General features: G+C 65.3%; 19 protein-coding genes. 11 read left to right on the forward strand and 8 right to left on the reverse strand.

Annotation, left to right across the window (positions count from 1 at the left end; translation table 11 throughout):
- Positions 1 to 105 precede the first annotated feature (105 nt).
- The gene (locus tag IVA75_RS31440) at positions 106 to 1,398 is read right to left on the reverse strand and encodes an MFS transporter (RefSeq protein WP_247288298.1); all 1,293 of its coding nucleotides are present in this window, start codon (positions 1,396 to 1,398) and stop codon (positions 106 to 108) included.
- A 100-nt stretch (positions 1,399 to 1,498) separates the two neighbouring features.
- Positions 1,499 to 3,889 (reverse strand): EAL domain-containing protein, encoded by a 2,391-nt coding sequence (locus tag IVA75_RS31445; RefSeq protein ID WP_247288048.1) that lies wholly within the window; start codon positions 3,887 to 3,889, stop codon positions 1,499 to 1,501.
- Positions 3,890 to 4,203: 314 nt separating this feature from the next.
- On the opposite strand from IVA75_RS31445, the gene IVA75_RS31450 reads away from it, so the two are divergent.
- Positions 4,204 to 5,370, forward strand: a complete 1,167-nt coding sequence (locus IVA75_RS31450; RefSeq protein ID WP_247288047.1) for an ABC transporter substrate-binding protein — start codon at positions 4,204 to 4,206, stop codon at positions 5,368 to 5,370.
- 7 nt (positions 5,371 to 5,377) lie between these two features.
- Here IVA75_RS31450 and IVA75_RS31455 read toward each other — a convergent pair whose 3' ends face one another.
- From IVA75_RS31455 to IVA75_RS31465, 3 genes are read right to left on the reverse strand one after another with little or no spacing between them, the layout of a single operon-like run.
- The gene (locus tag IVA75_RS31455; RefSeq protein WP_247288046.1) at positions 5,378 to 6,355 is read right to left on the reverse strand and encodes a hydroxyacid dehydrogenase; all 978 of its coding nucleotides are present in this window, start codon (positions 6,353 to 6,355) and stop codon (positions 5,378 to 5,380) included.
- A 12-nt stretch (positions 6,356 to 6,367) separates the two neighbouring features.
- Positions 6,368 to 8,233 carry a TRAP transporter large permease subunit gene (locus tag IVA75_RS31460; RefSeq protein WP_247288045.1) on the reverse strand — a complete coding sequence of 622 codons (1,866 nt, stop codon included), beginning with the start codon at positions 8,231 to 8,233 and terminating at the stop codon, positions 6,368 to 6,370.
- 7 nt (positions 8,234 to 8,240) lie between these two features.
- Complete coding sequence (locus IVA75_RS31465; RefSeq protein ID WP_247288044.1) at positions 8,241 to 9,272, reverse strand: TRAP transporter substrate-binding protein; 1,032 nt, start codon at positions 9,270 to 9,272, stop codon at positions 8,241 to 8,243.
- Between the two features lie 428 nt (positions 9,273 to 9,700).
- On the opposite strand from IVA75_RS31465, the gene IVA75_RS31470 reads away from it, so the two are divergent.
- A complete protein-coding gene (locus tag IVA75_RS31470; RefSeq protein WP_247288043.1) occupies positions 9,701 to 11,188 on the forward strand; it encodes a caspase family protein in 1,488 nt (495 codons plus the stop codon).
- 246 nt (positions 11,189 to 11,434) lie between these two features.
- Positions 11,435 to 13,102 carry a SulP family inorganic anion transporter gene (locus tag IVA75_RS31475; protein ID WP_247288042.1) on the forward strand — a complete coding sequence of 556 codons (1,668 nt, stop codon included), beginning with the start codon at positions 11,435 to 11,437 and terminating at the stop codon, positions 13,100 to 13,102.
- 6 nt (positions 13,103 to 13,108) lie between these two features.
- Here the strand turns inward: IVA75_RS31475 and IVA75_RS31480 are convergent, their stop codons facing one another.
- Both IVA75_RS31480 and IVA75_RS31485 read right to left on the reverse strand, forming a co-directional pair.
- A complete protein-coding gene (locus tag IVA75_RS31480; RefSeq protein ID WP_247288041.1) occupies positions 13,109 to 13,471 on the reverse strand; it encodes a hypothetical protein in 363 nt (120 codons plus the stop codon).
- A 50-nt stretch (positions 13,472 to 13,521) separates the two neighbouring features.
- Complete coding sequence (locus IVA75_RS31485) at positions 13,522 to 14,946, reverse strand: FAD-linked oxidase C-terminal domain-containing protein (protein ID WP_063995261.1); 1,425 nt, start codon at positions 14,944 to 14,946, stop codon at positions 13,522 to 13,524.
- 87 nt (positions 14,947 to 15,033) lie between these two features.
- Between IVA75_RS31485 and IVA75_RS31490 the strand changes: the two genes are divergently transcribed.
- Entirely contained in the window at positions 15,034 to 15,540 is a 507-nt protein-coding gene (locus IVA75_RS31490) for a thioesterase family protein (protein ID WP_247288040.1), read from the forward strand.
- A gap of 5 nt (positions 15,541 to 15,545) precedes the next feature.
- Here IVA75_RS31490 and IVA75_RS31495 read toward each other — a convergent pair whose 3' ends face one another.
- The gene (locus IVA75_RS31495; RefSeq protein ID WP_007613448.1) at positions 15,546 to 15,719 is read right to left on the reverse strand and encodes a DUF1328 domain-containing protein; all 174 of its coding nucleotides are present in this window, start codon (positions 15,717 to 15,719) and stop codon (positions 15,546 to 15,548) included.
- 241 nt (positions 15,720 to 15,960) lie between these two features.
- On the opposite strand from IVA75_RS31495, the gene IVA75_RS31500 reads away from it, so the two are divergent.
- The 7 genes from IVA75_RS31500 (at position 15,961) to IVA75_RS31530 (ending at position 22,435) form a co-directional block, all read left to right on the forward strand.
- Positions 15,961 to 18,552: a UvrD-helicase domain-containing protein gene (locus tag IVA75_RS31500; RefSeq protein WP_247359593.1), complete on the forward strand. Its 2,592-nt coding sequence runs from the start codon at positions 15,961 to 15,963 to the stop codon at positions 18,550 to 18,552.
- A 7-nt stretch (positions 18,553 to 18,559) separates the two neighbouring features.
- The gene (locus tag IVA75_RS31505; protein WP_247288038.1) at positions 18,560 to 18,850 is read left to right on the forward strand and encodes a type II toxin-antitoxin system HicB family antitoxin; all 291 of its coding nucleotides are present in this window, start codon (positions 18,560 to 18,562) and stop codon (positions 18,848 to 18,850) included.
- Between the two features lie 88 nt (positions 18,851 to 18,938).
- A complete protein-coding gene (locus tag IVA75_RS31510) occupies positions 18,939 to 19,355 on the forward strand; it encodes a hypothetical protein (protein ID WP_027570749.1) in 417 nt (138 codons plus the stop codon).
- Positions 19,355 to 20,026: an OmpA family protein gene (locus IVA75_RS31515; protein ID WP_027570748.1), complete on the forward strand. Its 672-nt coding sequence runs from the start codon at positions 19,355 to 19,357 to the stop codon at positions 20,024 to 20,026. Before IVA75_RS31510 ends, IVA75_RS31515 begins: the two co-directional genes overlap by 1 nt.
- 154 nt (positions 20,027 to 20,180) lie before the next feature.
- The gene (locus IVA75_RS31520) at positions 20,181 to 20,717 is read left to right on the forward strand and encodes an Mpo1-like protein (protein WP_051462979.1); all 537 of its coding nucleotides are present in this window, start codon (positions 20,181 to 20,183) and stop codon (positions 20,715 to 20,717) included.
- Between the two features lie 29 nt (positions 20,718 to 20,746).
- Positions 20,747 to 21,778, forward strand: coding sequence for an NAD-dependent epimerase/dehydratase family protein (locus IVA75_RS31525; RefSeq protein WP_247288037.1), 1,032 nt, complete (start codon positions 20,747 to 20,749; stop codon positions 21,776 to 21,778).
- Positions 21,779 to 21,808: 30 nt separating this feature from the next.
- Positions 21,809 to 22,435, forward strand: coding sequence for an isoprenylcysteine carboxylmethyltransferase family protein (locus IVA75_RS31530; protein WP_027570745.1), 627 nt, complete (start codon positions 21,809 to 21,811; stop codon positions 22,433 to 22,435).
- The last annotated feature ends 237 nt before the right edge of the window (positions 22,436 to 22,672 follow it).

Consider the following 22,672-nt stretch of genomic DNA (forward strand, 5'->3'; position numbering starts at 1 on the left):
CGCGATGGTGTCCAAGACCTTTTTGCAGCCCGGTCGCGCCGCGCCAAGACGCGACATGCTTAATGTTCCGCAAAAGAAGCGAGGGTAATCCGCTGCGTACGGAACCTATTCGGCGCCGGCGCCCACCTGAAGCTTGCCGGCGACGGCGCGCACCTTGCGCGGCGCAGCTTGCCAGATCGAAAGCGCCGACAGCCCGCTTACGATGATGGCAACGCCAAAGGCGAGCGTGTAGTCGCCGACCCGATCGTAAAGCAAGCCGGTGACCCAGGGACCGGCGGCGCCGCCGGCCAATGCCGCCAGCATGATCGTGCCGAAAATGCTGCCCTGGTGCTTGCCCTGAAAAATCTCGAACACCACTGCGCCCATGATCGAGGTCAGGCCGTAGCCGAGCGCGCCTTGCGTGAACACCATGAGATAGACCAGCCACAATGACGGTTGGAATTTCAGGGCCATCAGCGCCGCGAAAGAGATCGCAAAACCCGCGCAGCTGATCGCCCACACCCATTCCCGCCCGATCCGGTCGGAGACATGGCCGAGCAGGATCTGGCCGGGAATGCCGAGCAGGCTGACGATGCCGAGTGCCCACACCGCGACACCCGGGCTGAAGCCGATGTCGAGCAGGAATTTGGTCTGGTGCACCTGCACCGCGTACCAGATGTAGAGGCCGCAGAAATAGCCGAGCGCGATCCACCAGAACCGCGTCGTGGCGACCGCTTTCCGGAGTGTCCATTCAGTCCCGGCCCAGACGGGATCGACGATGTTGGAGACGGGTTTTGCGGCGCCCACGGCCGGGGCCGCATCGCCGTCGGGCCGCAGGCCGATATCCTCGGGGCGCCTGTGCAGGAACAGATTGATCGGCGCCAGCACGATCAGGATCATCAGGCCCATCGCCGTGCAGGCGGTGCGCCAGCCGGTCCCTTCGATCATGTGCTGCACCCACGGCAGCAGCGTCACCGAGCCGATGCCGACCCCGGCGAAGGCGATGCCGATGGCGAGGCCGCGGGTGCGGATGAACCAGTTCGGCAGGAACAGCGACTGCCCGGAATAACCGAGACACACCGAGCCGGCGCCAACCATGACGCCGATGGTGACATAGAGATGCCATGGCTGGCTCGTGAGCGGCGCGAGCAGCAGCCCGCCACCCATCAGAACCACGCCGAGCTCCATCACCGCGCGCGGGCCGGCGCGATCCATCAGCCGGCCGATCAGCGGGCTGACCATGCCCGACACCACGAAGCCGAAGGAAAATGCGCCCGCGGTGACGCCGCGCTCCCAGCCGAATTCAGAGATGATGGGAGGAAAGAACAGCGAGAAGGCGGTGCGAGCGTTGACGCCGATGGCCATGGTGACGAAGGTCACCGCGACCACGACCCAGCCGTAGAAGAACGGAAGCCGCATTGTGTGTTTCATCCCTGGACGGTCCTTCCGACCATCCGGGGCTGCCCGGGTCAAGCGCTTTTCGCGCATGCCCCATTGAGCGATCCTTGGGCGGCCGCCCTCAGGCGGCGTCGCGTTGGGGCGGTTTGGCGGCCGCGTCGAACAGAATCCGTTCGATTGGGTGCGGGCGGCCGAACAGATAGCCTTGCGCGAAATTGACGCCGAGCGCCTTCAGCCGTTCGTATTCCTCGCGGGTCTCGACGCCTTCGGCGGTCACCGACATGTCCAGCCCGCGCGCCAGCGTCACGATCGAGGAGATGATGGCGGAGCTGCGCGGCTGATGCGTGAGGTTGCGGATGAACGACTTGTCGATCTTGATCTTGTCGAACGGGAACGCGGTCAGATAGCTGAGCGACGAATAGCCGGTGCCGAAATCGTCGAGTGCGAGCGCGATGCCGATGCTCTTCAGCCGCTCCATGAAGGCGTGGTTCTCGACGCCGCGTTCCAGCAGCACGGATTCCGTGATCTCGATCTCCAGCCGCTGCGGCGGCAGCCCGGAATCTGCGAGCGCCGCGCTGATCATCTCGAACAGCTCGGCCTCCTTGAACTGGATCGGCGACAGGTTGACGGCGACCGCGAGCTCGGACGGCCAGCCGGCCGCGTCCGCGCAGGCGCGTCGCAGCACGAACTCGCCGAGCGGCACGATCAGCCCGGTCTCCTCCGCAAGCGGGATGAACTGGTCCGGCGGAATCAAGCCGCGCGTCGGATGCCGCCAGCGCACCAACGCCTCGAAGCCGCGCCGCGCGCCGCTGAGGGCGTCGACAAACGGCTGGTAGTGCACCTCGAGCTGGCACCGGGCGATGGCGTCGCGCAGATCGCCTTCCAGCGTGCTGCGCGCCTCGAGCTCGGCCGACATCGCCTTGTCGTAGATGGTGAAGCAGTTGCGGCCCGATGATTTCGAGCGGTACAGCGCAAGGTCGGCCTTCTTCAGCAGCTGCTCCTGATCGGTGCCGTGATCGGGCGCGATCGCAATGCCGATGCTGGTGCCGATCTCGACGCGATGTCCGGGAAGAAGGAACGGCTCGGCGACGAGCTTGGCAATCCGCCCCGCCAGTTCGGTCGAGCAGACGCGCTGATCCTCGCACGCTTCCTGAATGATGGCGAATTCGTCACCGCCGAGCCGGGCCAGCACGTCGCTGGCGCGCAGCGCGGATTTCAGCCGCTGTGCGACCTGACGCAGCAACGCATCGCCCGCACCGTGACCGAGCGAGTCGTTGACGTTCTTGAAGCGATCGAGGTCGAGCATCAGGATAGAGAAGGTCGGACCGGCGTCCATCAAACGGCCATTGAGCTCGTCGAGCCGGGCGAGGAAGAAGGCGCGGTTCGGCAATCCGGTCAGGGTGTCGGTCTGGGCGAGTTCGAGCACCCGCCGGTTCGCCAGCGACAGCCGCTGCGAATTGCGGCTCGCGAGCATGAGATAGGTCGAAAGCGACAGCGTCAGCAGCATGCCGACGATCAGCACCGCGCCCGCGCGATCGTAAGTCGTCTCCAGCGGACCGCCGGCAGCCGGAACCGCCCGCACCTGCCAATCCATGCCGCCGATCTTGAGATTGCCCGACCAGTGCAGGGTCCGCGCGACGTCCCGCATCGACTGCGGCGCCGTCGCGGCCGACGAATAATCCGGCAGCATGGCCTCCAGGCCGACGATCTGCGCCGTAAACGGCGGATAGACGTTCACGCTGACCGCGGGGCTTGCCCCGGTGGTCGCGCGAATGGACTGGATCAGCAGCGGCAGGTCGAAGACGCCGACGACGAAGCCGGCGAGATTGCGGCGCCGGTCCACGACGGTGTCGCGCGATGTTCCCTTGGCGTAGACGGGAATGGCGACGAGTACGTCGGGCAACCGGCCGCCCGCCTTCGGCTCGTAGAGGCGGGTGCGAATGGCCGAGACGCGGTCGGTGTCGCGTGCGCGCTCGAGGATCTCGCGGCGCTCCGGAATGGTCGCGTAGTCCATGCCGTAGACCGGAGACGTCTTCGGCTGGGTCGAGTAGAGCACCGGAAAATATTCGTCGCTCTGCGGCGCGGTCGCGAACGCATCGCCCTGGAGCGACTTGATGCGATAGCCGGACACGCCGTCCGTGATCGCCGCGGCCTCGTATTCGGCGCGCTCCTTGCGGTTCACGCGCGGCACCCAGGAGATGCGCAGCATGCCGGGATGGCGCTCGAACAGGCGGGCGCTGAAGGTCTCGAATTCGCTGCGGGTGATCTCCTGGTTGGTCGATTCGAACAGCGTGCGCAACGCGACGAGCCTGGAGATGTACTCGCCCATGCCGTTCTGCATGACGATCACTTCGGTCTCGGCCGCGTTTTCGAACTCGATCTTGTTGACGCGGCCTTCCCATCGCGCCACAGCGGCCGCACCCGCGACCGAGAACAGAAGACCAACGCCGACTGCGACGAGTGCAGGGCGATAGAGCCCGAGCAGCGGCGCGGCACGCCACCATCCGGTCATACGTCCCCGATCCTGATCGTTCTGATCCCGACCGCCCATTCCAGAAACCGCCGTCCCCTCTCCCGGCCAACCGAACCTCTGGTTGAGCCGCCGGAGCCACTATCGGAACAGGACCCCGGTTAAGAACTGCACAATTTCGGAACGCGGCTTTTCTGCATCAGCCGGCTTAGTTAATGAAGTGCAGGATGATGCGGGCTTTGTCGAAATAAGTTGCCGGTTTTCCCCGGAGTAGTACGGAGCCGCCGATACATCGGCGATTCATCCTGCGGCGATAGCTTTACCCGAAACCACTCCCCGCACCCGTAGACTTTTTGATGTATCGATCTCGATCTGCGACATTCATCGTGATCACCGTCGCGCTCCTGGCAGCAACCATGCTGCCGGCAAAAGCCGACGAGATCGGCGTCAGCGAGGATGCGATCCTGTTCGGCCAGGCCGCAGCCCTCGAGGGTCCCTCCTCCACACTCGGACAGCGGATGCGGCAGGGCATCGTCGCAGCTTTCACCGAGATCAACGCCAAAGGCGGCGTCCATGGCCGCAAGCTCCAGCTCATCAGCCGCGACGACGGCTACGATCCCGACCGCTCGGTGGCGCAGACGCTGCGGCTGATCGAGGACGACAAGGTGTTCGCGCTGATCGGCGCGGTGGGCACGCCGACCGCGATGGCGACGATACCGATCACCAGCGCCAGGAACGTGCCCTTCATCGGTCCGTTCAGCGGCGCCGAATTCTTGCGCGACCTCGAGCTTGCGAACGTGGTCAACATCCGTGCGAGCTATGCCGCCGAGGCCGAGGCGTGGGTCAAGCACCTCACGGAGGATCGCCATTTCACCCGCATCGCCATTTTCTACCAGGACGATTCCTTCGGGCGCGACGGTCTTTCCGGCGTGAAGCGCGCGCTTGCCAAACGCGGTCTCGAGCTCGCCGCCGAAGGCACCTTCGAGCGCAACACCCGCGCCGTCGCGTCGGCTTGGCGCACGATCAAGCGCGTCGAACCCGAGGCGATCGTCATGGTCGGGACCTACGGTCCCTGCGCGGAGTTCATCAAGCTCGCGCACCGCAGCGGTGCTCGTCCGACCTTCGTCAACATCTCCTTCGTCGGCGCCGTGGCGCTCGCCCGGGAGCTCGGCCCCGAGGGCGAAGGCGTCGTCGTCACCCAGGTCGTGCCGTTTCCCTGGGACCGCTCGCTCAAGCTGGTCGCCGACTACCAGGCGGCGCAGACGGCGTTCGACCCGGCGCTGACACCGGACTTCGTGTCGCTCGAAGGCTATCTCACCGGCCGCCTCGCCGCCGCGGCGCTGGAACAAGCCGGGCCGCAACCGACGCGCGCGAACCTGCTGCGCGCCATCAACGATGTCGGCCGCTTCGACATCAGCGGCAGCACCGTCACCGTCGGCATGCGCATGCTCGACGCGCCGCCGACGGTGTTTTTGACGGTGATCCAGAAGGACGGGACGTTCAAAGCAGTGGACCGGCTGTAGAGCCGGATCAGGGCCGACGCGTCCAGCGGTCGGCGTTGACGGCGCCTTGCGGGATCTCGCCTTTGACGATCGCCTCGACCTGGCGCACGGTTTCCAGCGACTGGTATTCGATCGCCTGCGGCGTCAGGCCGCCGACATGCGGTGTCGCGATGACGTCGGGAAGCTTCGCAAGCTCCGGGCTTGGCATCTGGTCGGGCGCGCGGCCGACATCCATCGCGGCACCCGCGATACGATTCTCGAGCAGCGCCTTCGCCAGCGCCGCCTCGTCGACGAGATTGCCGCGCGAGAGATTGATGAAAACAGCATGTTTCTGCATCCGCGCCAGTGCCGCCCCCCCGATCAAGTTCTCGGTCTGCTCATTGGCGATGGCAAGGCAGACGACATAGTCGGACGCGGCGAGGAGCTCATCGAGGCTGACCTGCCGGATGGCGCTGTCGCTCACGGTCGCAAAGGGATCTGCGACCAGCACCTCCATGCGCATCACCTTGGCAATGTCGGCGAGATAGCGCCCGATGCTGCCATAGCCGATGATGCCGATCTTGCTGCCGGCGAGCTGCCGTCCCATCCGCGCTTCCGGCTTGCGGCCTGCCTGGTAGTCGGCCGTCGCCGGGGATACGCCGCGGGAGAGATCGACCATGAAGCCGAGCGCGAGCTCGGCAACGGCTTGCACGAAGCCAGGCCCGGCGCGGGTCACGAGCACGCCGGCCTTCGAGGCGGCCTCGACATCGACGTTGCGGATGTCGACGGCGCAGCGGACGAAGGCGCGCAGGCGCGGCAGTTGCGCAAAAATCTCGCCGCGTCCCTCAGTCATGCGATCGGCCACGATGATGTCGACATCTTGCGCAGCACGCACGAGGCTGGTTGAGACCAGCGTCTCATCGCTCTCGTGCAGGATCACCTCGGCGGTCGCGCGCAAACCGTTCAGGCTGCGATCGCCATAGTAATTGCGGCGCATCTCCGGCGTGTGGGCCAGCAGGACTTTCACGGCAAGACTCCTTCAGTAGCCGAACGCGCGCGGCAACGCCGTGCTGAGCCATGGCACGAACGCGATCACAAGCAGGCAAAGGAACAACAGGCCAAGATAGCCCATGATCGGCTTCACCGTCTGCTCGATCGGCACATTGCCGATCAGGCAGGCGCCGTAGAGCCCGAGCCCGAGCGGCGGCGCGAACAGGCCGATGCCCATCGCGATCACGAGCACCACGCCGAAATGCAGGGGATCAATGCCGAGCTGGACGGCCACCGGCAGCAGCAACGGCCCGAAGATGATCAGCGCGGCCGCGCCCTCCAGCACCGAGCCCATCACGATCAACACGCCGATTGCGAGCAGGATGAACAGCCAGGTGCCGCTGGTCTTGGACAATCCCAGCATGAAATCGCCGACCGCATGCGGCACCTGCTGGAGGGTCAGCGTGAACGCCAGCGATTGCGCTGCGGCAACGATGAACAGCACGAGCCCCGCGCGCGTCGCGCCCTGGACGAAGCTGTGCGCGGCCGATGTGAAGCTGAGCTCGCGGAACACCACACTGCCGACGACGAGTGCATAAGCCACGGCAAAGGCCGAGATTTCCGTGGCGGTTGCAAAGCCGCTCTTAAAGCCGAAGAAGATCATGAAGATCAGGCCGAACGAGGCGATCGCGCCGCTCCACAGGCCCGACACCGGCATCTGCGGCGCGATGTCCTCGGCATCAGTTGGCGTCTCAGTTGGAGTCTTGCCGAAGATGATGGAGACCGCGATCAAGGCCAGCGCCATCAGCGCCGCCGGTAGCAGCCCTGCGACGAACAGGCCACCGATCGACAAATTCGCGACGAAACCCAGGATGATCAGGTTGATGCAGGGCGGAATGGTCTCCGCCATCACCGCGGAGGCCGCGAGCAGCGCCACGGCACCGCCCGGGTTCTGCTTGGAGCGGCGCGCGGCCGGAATCAGCACGGAGCCGACCGCCGCGACGTCGGCCATCTTCGAACCCGAGATGCCGGAGAACAGCACCATCGAGGCTACCATCACGACGTTGAGGCCGCCGCGCATGCGCCCGACCCCACGCTGCAACAGCTCGATCAGCCGCACCGACATGCCGTTAGCTTCCATGAGGTAGCCGACGAGAATAAAGAACGGAATCGCGAGCAGCACGAAATTGTCGATGCCGCGCGCCATTTGCTGGGCGAAGATCACGCCGGGCAGCGCGCCCTCCACCCAGATGAAGATCAGCGCGGCCAGCGCCAGCGCAAAGCCGATCGGCAAGCCGCCGACCAACGTCGCGAAGAAACCGATCAGCATCAGCGTGCCCGCTGACGGCACCGTGGCCGGCGACAGATAATCCCAGGCGAGATAGAGGCCGGTCACGACGGCAATCGCGACGAGGCCTCTGACGATATCAGGGAGCGGCCTGGCGCAGAGCTGGTCGATCGCGAACACCGTCATGAACAGCGCGCCGGCGCCCATCGGGTAGAAGGTCAGCTCCAGCGGCAAGCCGGATCCGGTGGTCTGGCCCGCCGTCAGCGAGCCGAGCTTGATGGCGTTGTAGGCGACGTAGCCCGAGATCAGCACCACCAGCAGCGCACTCGCGGCATCGACCAGCGCGCGCAGCCGTACCGGAGCCAGGTCGCGGAAGAAGGAGACGCCGACATTCTCGCCGCGCGCGAGCGCACTCGCCGCGCCGAAGAAGGCCGAGCCGACCATCAGGCCGCGCGCGACGTCGTCGGACCACTCCACCGGCGCGTTGAAGCAGAAGCGCAGCAGCACGGAACCGCAGACGACGACGAGATCCGCGGCCAGCAGAATGGCCGCGATCGCGTCGCTGACGCGAAGCAGCAGGGCGATGCTCCCGTGGCGGCCGCCCGAGAGAGGTACGGCAGCTGTCATTGCCACGTCAGGCCTGCGTGGCGCGGATGATGTCGATGACGGCCTTGGAGTCCGGCCGCGCCTTCATGAAGTTCTCGATCTGCGGCGCGACGCGCTTCTTGAACGCCTCGCGGTCGCATTCGGCCACCGTCACGCCCTTCTCGGTCAAAGCCGACAGCGCCTCCTTCTCGACCGCGAGCCCGTGGGTGCGCGTGTCGGCCGCAGCCTTCTTCGCGGCGTCGAGGAAACCCTCGCGCAGCTTCGGATCCATGCGATTGTAGGTCGCGTCGCTGAAATAGATCGCGAGCGGCGAGAAATTGTGCTGCGTCAGTGAATAGAATTTCGCCGTTTCGAAGAACTTGCTCGCCAGGATGGTCGGCGGATCGTGCTCCAGCCCATCGAGCACGCCGGCCTGCAATGCCGTGTAGATTTCGCCAAAGGCCAGCGGCGTCGCGGCGGCGCCCATCAGGCGCAGGCATTCCGTGATGACGGGATTCGGCAGGGTGCGGATCTTGAGACCGGCGAGATCTTCCGGCGTCTTCACCGGCTTCCGCGCCAGCACGCTGCGCGAGCCGAAATTATACGCCCAGGCGATGATGCGGATGTTGCTGCCCTTGAGCAGCGCGTCCTCGATCGGCTTGGCGGCGCCCGAATCGAACGCTTTGGTCTGCTGCGGGAAACTCGAGAACAGGAAGCCGAGATCGAAGGTCCCGACCAGCGGCACCAGATTGGCCGAGATCGACGAGCCAGAGACCATGAGATCGATGACGCCGAGCTTCACCGAGTTGATGACGTCGATTTCCTGACCCAATTGGTTGTCGGGAAAGAACGCGACCTCGACCTGTTCACCGAGGCCGTTCGCCTTCAGGTTCTTAACGAGATTGTCGTAATAGACGCGGCCGTTGGCGAATTTGGGATCGTTTGGCAGCGAGGAGGAGCATTTCAGCTTCAAGGTCGCGGCTTCGGCGCGGCCGATGAGTGCGGGGGAGAACACGAGGCCGGCGGCAAGTCCCGTCGACGACTTGATGAACGCGCGACGGTTCACGGGCACGATGGACATAATGCGGTTTCTCCCCAATTATTATTTTTCGAGCGACGGTCGTTGCCGCAGCCCGTTGCGCGGACTGTATGGCCAAAGCGACGGCGCAGGCAAGGCTTGCGGCCGGTGGTCGCAAAGCGGCGTGTCGCGAGGATCGACGGCGTCAGCGCGCGGCGAAACAACCGTGTTTTTTGCAGGATTCTCGCTTAGACCGGCATCGGGTCCATTGTGCGAGAGGATGCTTTCGCGCGGCATCGGCAATCAATCCAATTGGCGCATGGATCAATGCGCAATTCACATGGATGGCGCCAGAACGATGCCGCACTGGCTCTGGCAGACCTCCTGCCCCATTTTGCCGCAGCTCAACGTGATCCACTGCACAGACAGACGCATGGCGGCCACCTAGAAAAGGTGACATCATCGCGCGCATTGCCGATGGAGGTGACACCATGCGCCGTCCAGTTCTTCGCAATTTGTTTCTTGGATCCGCTCTTCTCGCGCTCACGCAATTGACGACGCCCACGGATGCCGCGGCCGAAGCGCGGCTCGCACTCGTGATCGGTCAATCGGCCTATCGCACCGTGCCGGAACTGCCCAACGCAGCCAACGACGCCAAGGGCATGACGGAGCTGCTCGGCAATGCCGGCTTCACCGTCACCACGGCATCCAATCTGGCGCAGAACGACATGCGTCAGGCGATCTCGGATTTCGCCGGCAAGGTCAGCGCCAGCGGCGCCGACACCGTCGCGCTGGTGTTCTATGCCGGCCACGGCCTCCAGATCGACGGCGAGAACTATCTCGTTCCCGTCGATCTCGACCCCAAGCGCGAAGCCGACATTCCGCTGCAGGGTGTGCGGCTCAACGATTTGCTCAACACGCTCGGCGCGCTGCCGACACGAGCCCGCATCTTCATGCTCGATGCCTGCCGCAACAACCCGTTCCCGGCGCTCAGCGGCGCCGGCCACGGGCTTGCAATCGTCGACACCAAGGCCGGCGCGCCGGGCTCCTTCATTTCCTATTCGACCTCGCCGGGCTCCGAAGCCGAGGATGGCTCCGGCATCGACAGCCCCTACACCACCGCGGCGCTGACCGTCGCCAAGCAGCCCAATCTGCCGATCGAGGAAGTGTTCAAGCGCATTCGCGTCGCCGTGGCGCAATCGACCGACGGACGCCAGATCCCCTGGGAAAGCTCGTCGCTGACGACCGACTTCAAGTTCTTCGGCGGCGACGGCAGCGGCAGTCAGGCTGCGCTTCCTGGCGCATCCTCCATGGCACTTGCGAGCGGCACGCGCAGCCTCGAGGACTGGCGCAAGGATTTGCAGGGCAAGCCGGCCATGGTCGCCTATGAGATGGTGATCACCGACGACACCGTGCCGGCGTATCAGGCCTATATCGAGTTGTACGCCCAGGATACCCGTACCCCGCGCCTGCGCACGATCGTGGAGCGCCGGCGCCAGATGCTGGCGTGGGAGCGCGCCACCGCGATCAACACCCGCGCCTCGTTCGAGGCTTATCTGACGAACTGGGACAACAGCGATCTGGCTGCGACCGCACGCCGGCTGCTGCTCCGCGTGCAGAACCGCAACTACGTCTTGCCTGCTGTGGTCGCGGCCGCTCCTGCCCCGGTCGCCGTCGCAATGGCCCCGACCTGCCCGTGCTCGACGCCCACACCGCCGGCTTCGCCGGTCAACCCGGCGGTCGCGCCCGTGATCAAGAAGCGCGTCGACGACACCCCGCCGAAGCGCAAGGTGGTCGACACGCCGCCCAGGCAACGCCGGCCGCCGCCTGATGAGGTGATCTACGAGCGCGCGCCGCCACCGGATCGCGGCCCGCCGCCAGGCGCCATCATGCAAGGCATTGGCATCGGTGTCGGGATCGGCATAGGAATGGGCGGCGGCCGCGGCGGCGATTATCACAACGACCGCGGCCGGTACTGAGACCCCACTCGCGAGATACGGAGGACAGATCTGTCCTCCGTCATTGCGAGCCACCGGGTCCGCGCGAAGCACGGCCCGATGACAGGCTCCGCGAAGCAATCCAGAGTCTTTGCGCGGAGGGATGCTGGATTGCTTCGCTGCGCTCGCAGTGACGACGGATGGAGATAAACTGCGTCTGCTGCTTCCCGATACGGAAATGCTGTAGTCTAACCGACTGGCGCCAGGCTTTCCGGGGACTCCACATCGATGCCACACGACGCTCACGCCAAGCCAGCTTGGCCGCTGTTTCGCTCACTCGCGTCCTATTCCCTCCCGGGCGACCTGATGGCGGGGCTGACGCTTGCGGCGATCGCGATTCCCGAGCAGATGGCCACGGCGCGGCTCGGCGGCTTCGCGCCGCAGATCGGCTTCTTCGCCTTCATGGCGGGATCGCTCGGCTTTGCGATGCTCGGCCGCAACCGCTTCCTGTCCTGCGGCGCCGATTCCACGATCACGCCGATCTTCGCCGGCGGACTGGCGGCGCTGGCTGCCGCCGGCTCGCCTGAGTATCAGGGCCTCGCAATCGCGCTGGCGTTGATGGTCGGTGCGATGATGCTGGCGGGCGGCGCCTTCCGCCTTGGCGGCATCGCCAATCTCTTGTCCGTGCCCGTCATGGTCGGCTTCCTCGCCGGCATCTCCGTCCACATCATCGTGTCGCAATTGCCGGGCGTGCTGGGCCTGGACTCGCCGGGCGGACCGACGCTCGATCGCATCGGTGTGCTCGCAAGCGAGCTCGGCCGCAGCAATCCCTTCACGTTGTGCATCGGCTTCGGCGTGCTTGCCGTGGTCTTCGTCGCTGAGAAGATCAGCGCAAAAATTCCGGGCGCACTGATCGGGCTCGTCGCCGCGACCCTGGCCACGATCGCGCTCGGCCTCGAGAACAAGGGCGTCAATGTCGTAGGCCTCGTGCCGGGCACGCTGCCGCGGCCGACCTTCCCCGAGCTTGCACCGGAGCAATGGGTCCGCCTCGTGCCGCTCGCGTTTGTCATCACGGTCGTGGTGATGGTGCAGACCGCGGCGACGACGCGCTCGTTCCCGTCCGATCCCGACAAGCCGGCCGATGTCGATCGCGATTTTCTCGGCGTGGGTGCCGGCAGCGCGCTGTCGGGCCTGTTCGGCGCGTTTCCGGTCAATGCCAGCCCGCCGCGGACGGGCATTGTCGCCGAGACCGGCGGACAATCGCAGCTCGCGGGTCTCGCCGCGGCGACAATCGTACTGGCGCTGCTCGCGTTTGGAACGGGATTGCTGCAGCACGTTCCGGACGCAGCCCTCGGCGGCATCCTGCTGTTCGTCGCGCTGCGCATCATCCGCGTGAAGCAGATCGTCACGATCTATCGCCAATCCCCGAGCGAATTCCTGCTGATCGCCGCCACCGCCGCGCTGATCATCGTGCTGCCGATCCAGCAGGGTGCGTTCCTCGGCATCGTGCTGTCGCTGCTGCACGGCATCTGGAGCACGACGCGCGCGCGGCTCGTCGAGTTCGAGCGCGTGCCGGGCACCACGATCTGGTGGCCGGCGCATCCGCACATCGCCGGCGAGCGCATCGCCGGAGTCGCCGTGATCGGGCTGCAGGCGCCGCTGTCGTTCCTCAACGCGCCCGGCTTTCGCAGCGACGTGACCAAGGTGCTCGGCGCGACGCCTCCGCAGCTGCTGGTGCTGGAGGCGAGCGGCATGGTCGAGATCGACTTCACCGCCGCGCAGATCCTGCTCGATGTGTTCAGGGCGTGCAGCGAACAGGGTGTCACGGTCGCGCTGGCCCGGCTGGAATCGGTGCGCGCGCAGGACGCATTCGAGCGGTTCAAACTGTTCGAGGCCCTGCCCCGGGAAAACGTCTTCCACAGTGTCGACGAGGCCGTGCGCAGGCTGGCGAAATAACTGCGCTCACTGCGCCAATGTCGGATGATCCCGCTGGATCGTTTCGCGGATCCAGCTGGCATGGATCGCGCGAAACAGGATTTGCGCCGTCTTGAGGTCGTTCGCCTTCATGCAGAGATCGACGATGCGACGGACTGCGTCGTCGCGCATCAGTCCGTCCGCGATCTTCATCGCGATTTCCATCGCGACCTTCGCCGCGCGCTCGTAGCGCTCGCTGTCGCGCTTGTCGCTGCGCGCAGACCCTGCCGCGCTCGCCGCAGCGGCGTCACAGATCGCACGGATGCGCTCGGCGGCCTCGATATCGCCGAGCGGCCGTTCGATCGCCTCGTCCCAGATGTCTTGACGCGTCTTGCGCGCGAACCACTGCATTGCCTGCTCCGTGGTGAGGGAGCGAGCATAAACGGCGGTGAGCCTGCGCGCTACGCCTCCGGTACGATCTTGCCGGGATTGAAGATGTTCTGCGGATCGAGCGCCTTTTTTAGCGCCCGCATCGCATCGATCGCCTCGGGGCCGAGCTCCGCCTTGAGGTATTTCTGCTTGCCCTGGCCGATGCCGTGCTCGCCGGTGCAGGTGCCGTCCATCGCCTGCGCGCGTTCGACCAGCCGATGCATGAACTCCTCGCCGCGGGCCATCTCGTCGGCATCGTTGGTGTCGCAGACCAGCGAGCAGTGGAAATTGCCGTCGCCGACATGGCCCACGATCGGCGACAACAGGTTGAGCCGCTTGAGATCTTCCTCGGTTTCGCCGACACATTCGGCAAGGCGCGAGATCGGCACGCAGACGTCGGTCGCGACCACGCCGATGCTGTCACCGGGCCGCAGCGCCTTCACCGACCAGTAGGCGTCGTGCCGCGCCTGCCACAGTTTTGTGCGATCCTCCGGTTTGGTGGTCCAGGAGAAATCGCCGCCGCCGCAGTCCTTTGCGATCTCGCCGAAGGCCTTGGACTGTTCGCCGACCTCGATCTCGCTGCCGTGGAATTCCATCAGCAGCAGCGGCGTTTCCGGCAGCGTCAGCTTCGAATAGGCGTTGCAGGCCCGCACCTGCGCGGCGTTGAGCAGCTCGATGCGCGCCACGGGAATGCCGGTCTGGATCGCCAGGATCACGGCCTGACACGCCCCGTGCACGGTCTCGAACGACACCGCGCCGGCCGCGATGGTATCGGGGATGCCGCGCAGGCGGATGGTCAGTTCCGAGATGATGCCGAGCGTGCCCTCGGCGCCGACGAACAGATGCGTCAGGTCATAGCCGGCGGATGATTTCTTCGCGCGCGTGCCGGTCGTGATGATCTCGCCGTCGCCGCGGACCACTTTCAGCGCCAGCACACTATCGCGCATGGTGCCGTAGCGCACCGCGTTGGTGCCGGAGGCGCGGGTCGAGGCCATGCCGCCGAGAGAGGCGTCCGCGCCGGGGTCGATCGGGAAGAACAGGCCCTGGTCGCGCAGATGCTCGTTGAGCGCCTTGCGGGTGACCCCGGGCTGGATTACGCAGTCGAGGTCCTCGGCATGCACCGCGAGCACCTTGTTCATGTCGCGCAGGTCGATGCAGATTCCGCCGGCGGGTGCGTTGACCTGGCCCTCGAGCGAGGTGCCGGTGCCGAAGGCGATGACGGGCACGCCGTTTTTCGCGCAGATCCGCACCACGTCCTGGATGTCGGCGGTCTCCTGCGCCATCACCACGCCGTCCGGCGGCTGGTTCACGATCCATGTGGTGGTATGGCCGTGCTGCTCGCGGACGGCCTGCGAGGTGATGAGGCGGTTGCCGAACCGCGCGGCAAGCTGCTCCAGCGCGCTCGCGAGGGCTTTCGGCGCCGGCCGCGGCGGATTATTGGTGATGGTCGTACCCACGGACGTTCCTCCCGACGAGACGAACCGTGGCAAAGGACATCTCACCGGTCAAGTCAAGCGACCGGATGCATAGCTGGGGAAGGACACATGCCGGAGACTGCTGCCACAACGATCGAGGGCGCACCGTTCCGCGCCTCGATCATGCAGATCGAGCCGCAATGGATCGACTACAACGGCCACCTCAACATGGCCTATTACAACGTGATGTTCGACCGCGCGATCGACCAGATGTGGCTGACGCTCGGGATCGGGCCGGGCTACATGAAGGAGCGCGGCGGCTCGACCTTCACTGCCGAGTGCCACGTGCGGTATCTGCGCGAAATCCACCTCGGCGATCCCGTGCAGGTCTCGGTCTGGTTGCTGGAAGCCGACGAAAAGCGGCTTCACACCTTCCAGGAGCTACGACACGCCACCGAGGGCTGGCTGTCGGCGACCTCCGAAAACATGTCGCTTCACATCGACATGGGCTCACGAAAGGTGGCGGCTTTTCCGCCAGACATAAGCGAGCGCATCGCAGCGGTGGTCAAGACCCACAGCGCGGTGCCACGGCCCGAGGGCATCGGCCGGAACGTGGCGATGCCCTCGAAGCGGTAAGCGCGCTAGACCCTGGTGCGGCCGCGGGCCAGACCGACAACGGCCGAGACCAGGAACAACACGACCGCGATGAAGAAGATGATCTTGGCGATTTCGATCGACGCGCCGGCGAGGCCGCCAAAGCCCAGAATACCGGCGATCAGGGCGATAACCAGAAACGTCACTACCCAGCTAAGCATGATCCGAACCTCTGTTTCGATGTCTGTCTGCGATCGGCGCGGCTGACGCGCCTCACTTGCAGAACCAATCGCCAATTCGGAACAATGGTTCCGAGCCGCTAGGGCCGGAAATTCGCCTGACCCGCAGGAACAAATTGGCTTTCCGCGCACGTGGAAAACCTCCGCCCGCGGCCCCATATAGGGACCAATCCCTGTTAAGAAGGCTCCCCTTTCACCACCCCGCGGTGCCAACGTGGGGCAAATGATTCGCATGACCGAGCCGAGCAAGATCACGTCCCAGAGCGTCCCCGACCACCAGCCCGCAGCCGGCGGCATCGCCGCGCGTGCGCGGGCCTCGGTGGGCCCGCAATACCTGTCCGGGCTCAATCCGGAGCAGCGCGAGGCTGTGGAAACGCTGGACGGCCCGGTTCTGGTGCTGGCCGGCGCCGGCACCGGCAAGACCCGCGTGCTGACCACGCGCATCGCCCATATCCTGAGCCAGGGCCGCGCCCGCCCCGCCGAGATCCTGTCGGTGACCTTCACCAACAAGGCCGCGCGCGAGATGAAGCACCGGCTCGGCCAGATGCTGGGCCATGCGGTCGAAGGCATGCCGTGGCTCGGCACTTTCCACTCCATCGGCGGGCGCATCCTGCGGACCCACGCCGAGCTGGCGCAGCTCAAGTCGAACTTCACCGTGCTCGACGTCGACGATCAGGTCCGACTGCTCAAGCAGCTTCTGCAAGCCGACAATATCGACGACAAGCGCTGGCCCGCGCGCATGCTCGCCGGCCTCATCGACGGCTGGAAGAATCGCGGCCTGACGCCGTCGCAGGTGCCGTCGGGCGAAGCCGCCGTGTTCGCCAACGGTAAGGGCGGCAAGCTCTATGCGAGCTACCAGGAGCGGCTGAAGATCCTGAACGCCGCCGATTTCGGCGATCTGCTGCTCGAGGACATCCGCATCTTCCGCGAGCACCCGGATATCCTGCGGCAGTACCAGCAGCGCTTCAAATTCATCCTGGTCGATGAGTATCAAGACACCAACGTCGCGCAATATCTGTGGCTGCGGTTGTTGTCACAGGCGCCATCGTCCAATCCGTCATTGCCCGGCTTGCCCCGGCAAGCCATCGATTCTTCGCGAGATGGATCACCGGGGCTCGACGCTTCGCGTGGGCCGAGTGATGCCGAGAATGACGATGAGGCGCCGAATCCGGCGAACGAAAAAAACCACGTCAAAAATATCTGCTGCGTCGGCGACGACGACCAGTCGATCTATGGCTGGCGCGGCGCGGAGGTCGACAACATCCTGCGCTTCGACCATGATTTTCCCGGCGCCAAGGTCATCCGCCTCGAGCGCAACTACCGCTCGACCGGCCACATCCTCGCCGCCGCCTCGCACCTGATCGCCCACAATGAAGGCCGGCTCGGTAAGACGCTGCGCACCGAAGACCATGACGGCGAGAAGGTCACGGTGACAGGCTCGTGGGATTCGGAAGAGGAAGCCCGCGGCATCGGCGAGGAGATCGAGCAGATCCAGCGCCAGGGCGACAAGCTCAACGAGATCGCGATTCTCGTTCGCGCGTCCTACCAGATGCGCGAGTTCGAGGACCGCTTCGTCACGCTCGGCCTGCCCTATCGCGTCATCGGCGGCCCGCGCTTCTACGAGCGCGCCGAAATCCGCGACGCGCTGGCCTATCTGCGCGTCATCAATTCGCCGGCCGATGATCTCGCCTTCGAGCGCATCGTCAACACGCCCAAGCGCGGCCTGGGCGATGCCACCGTGCAGATGTTGCACGACCACGCCCGCAAGCGCCGCATTCCGCTGTTCGAGGCGGCGCGCGCGGTGGTCGAGACCGACGAGCTGAAGCCGAAGGCGCGCGGCTCGTTACGCGACGTCGTCGCCCAGTTCGACCGCTGGCGCGCCCAGCGCGAGGTCACCTCGCACACGGAGCTCGCCGAGATCGTGCTCGACGAGAGCGGCTACACCGAGATGTGGCAGAAGGACCGTTCGGCGGACGCCGCGGGCCGGCTCGAAAACCTCAAGGAGCTGGTGCGCTCGATGGAGGAGTTCGAGAACCTGCAAGGGTTCTTGGAGCACATCTCGCTGGTGATGGACCGCGACAGCGGCGCCGATGAGGACGCGGTGTCGCTGATGACCTTGCATTCGGCCAAGGGGCTGGAATTCGACAACGTGTTCCTGCCCGGCTGGGAGGAAGGCCTGTTTCCGAGCCAGCGCACGCTGGACGAACAGGGCCGCGCCGGTCTCGAGGAAGAGCGCCGGCTCGGCCATGTCGGCCTGACCCGGGCCCGCCGCCGCGCCAAAATCTACTTTGCGACCAACCGCCGGATCCACGGCACCTGGTCGACCACGATCCCGTCGCGCTTCCTCGACGAACTGCCGGCCGCCAATGTCGAGATCACAGAATCCAAGGGCGGTTCGGCCTGGGGCGGCACCGGCGGCTACGGCGCCTCCCGCTTCGACGACATGGAAGCGTTCGGCTCCACCTATTCGACCCCCGGCTGGCAGCGCGCCCAGGCCAATCGCAATCGTGGCGGCGGCGGGGGCGGCAATGGCGGCCGCGGCAGCTTCGAGGAACAAGCCTCGTCGTTTTCGTCCCAGTCGTCCTCGCCCGATTTCGGCAGCTTCTCCTCGCGTCGCCGCGGGCCGCTGACGATCGAGGGCGAGCTGGTGGCCAAATCCACCGGCACGACCTCGGAATTCTCCCTCTCCGACCGCGTCTTCCACCAGAAATTCGGCTATGGCCGCATCACCAAGATCGACGGCAACAAGCTCACCATCGCCTTCGACAAGGCGGGGGAAAAGAAGGTCGTGGACAGTTTTGTGCAGCGGGCGTGAGGCCTGCATGCCGCACTACATCGCCATCATCGAGGACGCCGGCCCGGACGAAGCCGTCGGCCTGTGGTTTCCCGACCTGCCCGGCTGCATTTCCGGCGGCGACGACGTCGATGAGGCCCTGGAGAATGCGCCCGAGGCACTCGCGTTCTATGCACAGGAACTGATCGCGGACGGCCGCCAGCTTCCCCCGCCGCGGACATTGGACGAGCTCAAGGCCGACCCTGATGTGGCCGACGAGCTCGGGAAGCACACGGTCGCCCTGATCGAATGGCCACCCCTCACTGAGGCCACGGAGTGAGGACTGTTCGCCGCACTGGTCGGACTCTCGACACTTCTCGCCCGAACAGCCCTTGACCACCGCGAACTTCCCCGTATCAGATGCGGCCATGGTCCGGGGCTCCATCACACTGATCTTGCTGGCATTGGTTATGCCGTCGCTTGCGGCGGCGGAGACCATGAGCTTTGGCGATGCGATCGGGATGCTTGCGAAAAGTTGCGGTGCGGAAATCGTTGCCAATTGCCGCGGCGTCAACCCGGATTCGACCCGCCTGAAGGAGTGCCTCTCGCGCAACCGCGACGTGCTCTCGCAACAGTGCCAGAGCGACTATCTCGGTGCCTTCGACGCCATCCAGAAGCGCGTCGCAGCCCGTGTCACCGTGGCGAACGTCTGCCAGCGCGAGATCGTTAAGGTCTGCGGCGGCTCGACCAAGGAGACCAGCAAGGCGGTCCCCTGCCTGGTCTCGACGCCCAAGGGCATCAGCAACAACTGCCTGAAGGCCGTCGACGACGCGGGGTATCGGTGATGCCAGCGAACCGGCTTTCCATCGTCGGAATAACCATCGCGCTCGGCCTCACCTTGCTTGCGGGCGCGGCAGAAGCGCAGACGGCGCCGCCGACCCGCGACGACATCGTCGGCAAGCTCAACCATTTCGAACAAGCCGCCGAGATCGATCTTCCCGCGCTGAAGCTGCAGGTGATGGAGCGGGCCAAGGCCAGGATCAAGAACGATCCCGGTCCGGTGAACCGGCCGCTGATCGCGCCGGATCTGGTCAATTTGCCGACCTTCACCGCGCAGATCCAGTTCGACGCCGACACGCCGATCATCCAGCCGGCGTCCTACCAGACCGTCGGGCGCCTCGCTGACGCGCTGGTCCATGCCTCGCTGCTGCCCTACACGTTCCTGATCGTCGGCCACGTGGAATCCAACGCGAAGACGCGCGAGGCCAACGCGATCCTGAGCCAGCGCCGGGCGGACGCGATTCGCGACGTGCTGGTGAACACGTTCAAGATCTCGACCAAGCGGCTGCATCCGATCGGCCTCGGCGAGGAGCAGTTTCTCGACCGGGCCAGGCCAACCGCGGCCGCCAACGCCCAGTTGCAAATCCTGACCTACGCCAAGGTACCCGAGGAAGCGCCTGCGCATCCGGCTGCGACACCTGCGCCTGCGGCGAAAAAGCCCGCCAAGAAACACTGAGCAGACGCGCCACGGCGGCTGGCGGAACCCTTTGAAGTCTTGATCATTTTGTGACCTGTCTCACAGCGCGACAGCGTGGCCTTGCGCGACAATAGCGCCGGTTTGTGCACCGCCCTATCAGGTGCTATAGGCTTTTTTCGTCCTTCCCGACCCCATGCTGCACGAGACCGAGATGGCCAGTTCTTTTCGACACCAGCTGGCCGACTACGTCGAATATCATCGCGATCCTTGGAACTGCGCGATGCACGTGGTCGGCATCCTCCTGCTCTTCACCGGCGCCGTGCTGCCGCTGACGCTGGTGCATTTCCCGGTGTTCGGGATCGAGGTCAGTCTGGCCGTGATTCTGGCCCTGCCGGTGCTGGTCTACTGGCTGATGCTGGACGCCGGGATCGGGCTGGGCATCCTCGCCGCGATGATCGTGCTGCTTTCGGTCGCAACCGCGATCGGCAATCAGGTCTCGATCGTCATGATGTGGTCGATTTTTGCGGTGCTGATCGGGCTCGGCGTCGCGTCGCAAATCGTCGGCCACAAGGTTTTCGAGGAGCGGCAGCCGTCGATGGTCGACCACCCCACGCATTTTCTGCTTGGACCGATGTTTGTCATGGCAAAATTATTCATCGCATTGGGCTTCCGTCGCGACCTTGCCGCGATTCTGGCGCCTGTTCCGACCAATTCCCTTTCAACCCGATAGTTCTAGACGCGAAACAGCAAACCTTCTGCATGGCTCTCGTACTGGTTACCGGTGGCAGCGGCTTCATCGGACATCATCTCGTAGAAGCGCTCCGCGCCCGTGGGCAGCGGGTGCGTGTTCTCGATGTTCGTGCGCCGGCCACGCCGTATGCCGACGTTGAATATGCCCGTGGCTCGGTGCTGGACGGCGCCGCGGTCGATGCCGCAATTGCGGGTGTCGATCAGGTCTATCATCTCGCCGGCCTGCCCGGCATGTGGGTCGCCGACAAGCAGGCCTTTCACGACGTCAATTGTCGCGGCACCGAGATCGTGCTCGCGGCCGCGATGAAGCGCGGCGTCTCGCGCTTCCTGCACTGCTCGACGGAATCGATCCTGTTCCCCTATTCCGACCTCAACGGTGTTCCCGCCGAAGAGGCGCTGCAGCCGGCCGATGCGATGCCGGGCGCCTACACGCGGTCGAAATCGCTGGCCGAGCATTGCGCCGCGAAGGCCGCAGCTGAAGGTTTTCCGCTGGTGATCGGCACCCCGACCATGCCGATCGGTGCCGCCGACCATAATCTGACGCCGCCGACCGCGATGCTGTGGTACTTCCTGCAGAAGAAAGTGCAGCCGCATCTCGACTTCCTAGTCAATCTCGTCGACGTCCGCGACGTCGCCATGGGCCTCGTGCTGACCATGGAACGCGGACGTAACGGCCAGCGCTACATCCTCGGCGGCGACTGCGTCAGGCTCGGCCAGATTCTGCGGATGATGTCCGCGATGAGCGGCCGCCGGCAATTCCCGGTCGTCGTTCCCGGCAAGATGGCCGAACTGTCGGGCATCATGCTCGAATATCTCTCCGATCGTATCACGCGCCGGCCGCCCAACGGCACCGCCGAGGGCGTGCGCATCGCGCTCGCCGCGAGCGACCTCTCGATCGACAAGGCGCGCACCGAACTCGGCTACGCGCCGCGCCCGATCGAGCCGGTCCTGCGCGAAACCATCACCCATCTTCTCGCCCGCGGCGGCGCGCTTGCCTCCGGCGCCATCGAGCATCACGCGCTCTCCTCGCGCGCCAGCTGAGCTGCCGCCCAACCCAAAGAACCTTTCCGCATGTCCTTCGATTTCAGCAAGCTTCTCTCTGTCGCCTGGGGTGGTTGGACCACGACCTGGCCGACGCAACTGCTCGCCCTGATCTGGCTCGCCTGGCTCGCAAGCTGGGTCGGCGCCTCGTTCTGGCAAGGCCGTACCCAGAAGCAGGTGATGACGCTGGAGTCCGGCCGCTATCGCATTCCGATCCTGGTCGGCGGCATCCTGTTCACGCCCTGGACCGCCGAGGTGCTCGGCGAGAAGCCGCTCTGGGTGTTCAGCAATAATGCTGTCTACGTCGTGGCGCTGATCGTGCTGGCCGGCATCTCCTTCACCTGGTGGGGACGGCTGCATCTTGGACAGTTCTGGTCCAACACCATCACTCACAAGCAAGACCACCGCGTCATCGACACCGGCCCGTACGGCATCGTGCGCCATCCGATCTACACCGGGCTGATCCTCGGCATGCTGGTGACCGGCATCGCGGTCGGCACCGTAACTGCGATGCTCGGCGCCATCCTGATCTCGCTCGGCATGTGGCAGAAGGGCCGGATGGAAGAGGTGTTCCTGTCCAAGGAGCTCGGCGAAGACGCCTACGGCGCCTATTGCCGCCGCGTCCCGATGATCATCCCGTTCCTGTCGCCGCGCTGAGGCGAGTATCGCTTCAACGCTGTCATCACAAGCGTAGCGCGGCTGCACCTCCGGAGTCGTCCTGGCGAAAGCCAGGACCCATTACCCCAGGGAGCGGTTTGGCGGGGACTGCCGGAACTGAGGCCGCACACAGTCGATGGATTCCGCGGTATGGGTCCTGGCTTTCGCCAGGACGACGCTGAGGAAGCTGTGTGCGCAACACACCTGCTGTCAGGAACCCCTGCTGCCTGCGGCCGT

Origin of the sequence: Bradyrhizobium sp. 134 (genome assembly GCF_023074155.1) — a bacterium.
GTDB lineage: Bacteria > Pseudomonadota > Alphaproteobacteria > Rhizobiales > Xanthobacteraceae > Bradyrhizobium.

What these genes read in the sequence shown, in the direction of transcription:
- IVA75_RS31500 (WP_247359593.1), top strand. Translation starts at nt 15,961, where the DNA reads ATGATTCGCATGACCGAGCCGAGCAAGATCACGTCCCAGAGCGTCCCC.
- IVA75_RS31495 (WP_007613448.1), bottom strand. Translation starts at nt 15,719, where the DNA reads ATGCTTAGCTGGGTAGTGACGTTTCTGGTTATCGCCCTGATCGCCGGT.
- IVA75_RS31530 (WP_027570745.1), top strand. Translation starts at nt 21,809, where the DNA reads ATGTCCTTCGATTTCAGCAAGCTTCTCTCTGTCGCCTGGGGTGGTTGG.
- IVA75_RS31450 (WP_247288047.1), top strand. Translation starts at nt 4,204, where the DNA reads ATGTATCGATCTCGATCTGCGACATTCATCGTGATCACCGTCGCGCTC.
- IVA75_RS31525 (WP_247288037.1), top strand. Translation starts at nt 20,747, where the DNA reads ATGGCTCTCGTACTGGTTACCGGTGGCAGCGGCTTCATCGGACATCAT.
- IVA75_RS31470 (WP_247288043.1), top strand. Translation starts at nt 9,701, where the DNA reads ATGCGCCGTCCAGTTCTTCGCAATTTGTTTCTTGGATCCGCTCTTCTC.
- IVA75_RS31505 (WP_247288038.1), top strand. Translation starts at nt 18,560, where the DNA reads ATGCCGCACTACATCGCCATCATCGAGGACGCCGGCCCGGACGAAGCC.
- IVA75_RS31515 (WP_027570748.1), top strand. Translation starts at nt 19,355, where the DNA reads ATGCCAGCGAACCGGCTTTCCATCGTCGGAATAACCATCGCGCTCGGC.
- IVA75_RS31510 (WP_027570749.1), top strand. Translation starts at nt 18,939, where the DNA reads ATGGTCCGGGGCTCCATCACACTGATCTTGCTGGCATTGGTTATGCCG.
- IVA75_RS31445 (WP_247288048.1), bottom strand. Translation starts at nt 3,889, where the DNA reads ATGACCGGATGGTGGCGTGCCGCGCCGCTGCTCGGGCTCTATCGCCCT.
- IVA75_RS31475 (WP_247288042.1), top strand. Translation starts at nt 11,435, where the DNA reads ATGCCACACGACGCTCACGCCAAGCCAGCTTGGCCGCTGTTTCGCTCA.
- IVA75_RS31460 (WP_247288045.1), bottom strand. Translation starts at nt 8,233, where the DNA reads ATGACAGCTGCCGTACCTCTCTCGGGCGGCCGCCACGGGAGCATCGCC.
- IVA75_RS31465 (WP_247288044.1), bottom strand. Translation starts at nt 9,272, where the DNA reads ATGTCCATCGTGCCCGTGAACCGTCGCGCGTTCATCAAGTCGTCGACG.
- IVA75_RS31480 (WP_247288041.1), bottom strand. Translation starts at nt 13,471, where the DNA reads ATGCAGTGGTTCGCGCGCAAGACGCGTCAAGACATCTGGGACGAGGCG.
- IVA75_RS31440 (WP_247288298.1), bottom strand. Translation starts at nt 1,398, where the DNA reads ATGCGGCTTCCGTTCTTCTACGGCTGGGTCGTGGTCGCGGTGACCTTC.
- IVA75_RS31520 (WP_051462979.1), top strand. Translation starts at nt 20,181, where the DNA reads ATGCTGCACGAGACCGAGATGGCCAGTTCTTTTCGACACCAGCTGGCC.
- IVA75_RS31490 (WP_247288040.1), top strand. Translation starts at nt 15,034, where the DNA reads ATGCCGGAGACTGCTGCCACAACGATCGAGGGCGCACCGTTCCGCGCC.